Here is a 2,380-nt window from a genome sequence, read left to right as displayed (position 1 = left end):
GGCAGCGGCGGTTACGCCGCCGCCAACGCCTACCTCGACGGCCTGATGGCCGAGCGCCGCGCGGCGGGCCTGCCCGGTCTGTCCCTGGCCTGGGGGCTGTGGGAGCAGACCACCGGCATGGCGGCGGGCACCGACGACCTCGTCCGGTCCCGGATGAGCCGGCGTGGCGGCCTGAAGATCATGAGCCTGGCCGAGGGCATGAGGCTCTTCGACGCCGCGGTGGGTTCCGCGCAGTCGCTCCTGGTCCCCGCCAAGCTGGACCTGCGGGCGGTGCGCGCCGACGCGGCGGCCGGCAGCACAGTGCCGCACATGCTGCGCGGACTGGTCCGCGCGGGCCGGCAGCAGGCCCATGCGGCGAGCGCCGCAGGGGAGGGCGAGCTGCTGCGCCGCCTTGCCGGGCTGCCCGCCGCCGAACAGGAGAAGGTCCTCGTCGACCTGGTCCGTACCCAGGCCGCGGTCGTGCTCGGGCACGCCGGAGCGGACGAGGTCCCGGCGGACATCGCGTTCAAGGACACCGGCTTCGACTCGCTCACGGCCGTGGAGCTGCGCAACCGGCTGCGCGCGGCGACCGGTCTGAAGCTGCCCGCCACCTTGGTCTTCGACTACCCGAACCCGCAGGCCCTGGCCCGGCACCTGCACACCGAACTGGCCCCGGACGGCGGCACGGCCGGCTCGGACGTGGACGAGGTGCGGCTCCGGCACGCGCTCGCATCGCTTCCGCTGGCCCGCTTCCGGGAGGCCGGACTGATGGACGCCCTGGTCGGGCTGGCCGCCCTCGGCGACGGCGGGCCGGCGGCCGGCGCCCCGGACGACGCCGGCGAGGACAGGGCGATCGCCGACCTGAACGTCGACGACCTCGTGCAGCTCGCGCTCGGCGACAACTGACTCTGCGACACCGGAGAGATTGGGGAATTCAAGTGAGTGCGTCGTACGAAAAGGTCGTCGAGGCGCTACGGGCATCGCTCGAAGAGGTCGGTTCGCTGAAGAAGCAGAACCGCCGGCTCGTCGACGCCTCCCGCGAGCCGGTGGCCGTGGTGGGCATGGCGTGCCGGCTGCCGGGCGGGGTGGCAGGGCCGGAAGACCTGTGGCGCCTGGTCCGGGACGGCCGCGACGCCGTGTCGGGGTTCCCGGACAACCGCGGCTGGGACCTGGAGGGCCTGTTCGACCCGGACCCCGACAACCCCGGCACCTCCTACACCGACCGGGGCGGCTTCCTCCACGAGGCGGGCCTCTTCGACGCCGGGTTCTTCGGGATCTCGCCGCGTGAGGCCCTCGCCATGGACCCGCAGCAGCGTCTGCTCCTGGAGACCTCCTGGGAGGCCCTGGAGAGCGCCGGCATCGACCCGGTCTCGCTGAAGGGCACCGATGTCGGGGTGTTCTCCGGGGTGTTCGGCCAGGGCTATGTCGCCCCCGGCGCCGACGTGGTGACGCCGGAGCTGGAGGGTTTCGCGGGCACGGGCGGATCGACGAGTGTGGCGTCGGGCCGGGTGTCGTACGTCTTCGGCTTCGAGGGACCGGCCGTCACCATCGACTCGGCGTGCTCGTCGTCGCTGGTGGCGATGCACCTGGCGGCGCAGGCGCTGCGCCAGGGCGAGTGCTCCATGGCGCTCGCCGGCGGTGCGACGGTCATGGCCAACCCCGGTGCGTTCGTGGAGTTCTCGCGTCAGCGGGGCCTGGCCGCCGACGGCCGCTGCAAGGCGTACGCGGACGGCGCGGACGGCACGGGCTGGGCCGAGGGCGTCGGCGTGGTCGTCCTGGAGCGCCTGTCGGTGGCCCGGGAGCGCGGTCACAGGATCCTGGCGGTCCTGCGCGGCAGTGCGGTCAACCAGGACGGCGCGTCCAACGGGCTCACGGCGCCCAACGGCCCGTCCCAGCAGCGCGTGATCCGCGGGGCGCTGGCGAACGCGGGGCTGTCCGCGACGGACGTGGACGTGGTGGAGGGCCACGGGACGGGCACGGTGCTCGGCGATCCGATCGAGGCGCAGGCGCTGCTCGCGACGTACGGGCAGGGGCGTGACCCGGAACGGCCTCTGTGGCTGGGGTCGTTGAAGTCGAACATCGGGCACACGCAGGCCGCCGCGGGCGTGGCCGGTGTGATCAAGATGGTGCAGGCGCTGCGGCACGGCGTGCTGCCGCCCACCCTGCACGTGGACGCGCCCACGTCCCGGGTGGACTGGTCCGAGGGCGCGGTGGAACTGCTGACGGAGGCGCGGGAGTGGCCGCGTGACGGCCGCCCGCGCCGGGCGGGTGTGTCCGCGTTCGGCGTGAGCGGGACGAACGCGCATCTGATCCTGGAGGAGGCGCCCGAGGAGGCGCAGGAGTCCGGCGCGGACGAGGCGGTGCCGGGTGGTGTGGTGCCGCTGGTGGTGTCGGCGCGCAG

General features: G+C 74.1%; 2 protein-coding genes. Both read left to right on the top strand.

Features of this window, described 5'->3' with window-relative positions; translation table 11 throughout:
- On the top strand, positions 1–885 hold an 885-nt coding region (locus ABZ340_RS36515; RefSeq protein WP_358786202.1), incomplete at its 5' end, for a beta-ketoacyl reductase.
- 32 nt (positions 886–917) lie between these two features.
- Positions 918–2,380 (top strand): beta-ketoacyl synthase N-terminal-like domain-containing protein (locus ABZ340_RS36510; RefSeq protein ID WP_358786201.1); only part of this gene is annotated, 1,463 nt, incomplete at its 3' end.

The organism is Streptomyces sp. NPDC006134, from assembly GCF_040628835.1.
GTDB lineage: Bacteria > Actinomycetota > Actinomycetes > Streptomycetales > Streptomycetaceae > Streptomyces.
Note: the sequence above shows the minus strand (reverse complement) of the source record. Positions and strands in the feature narration are given on the sequence as shown.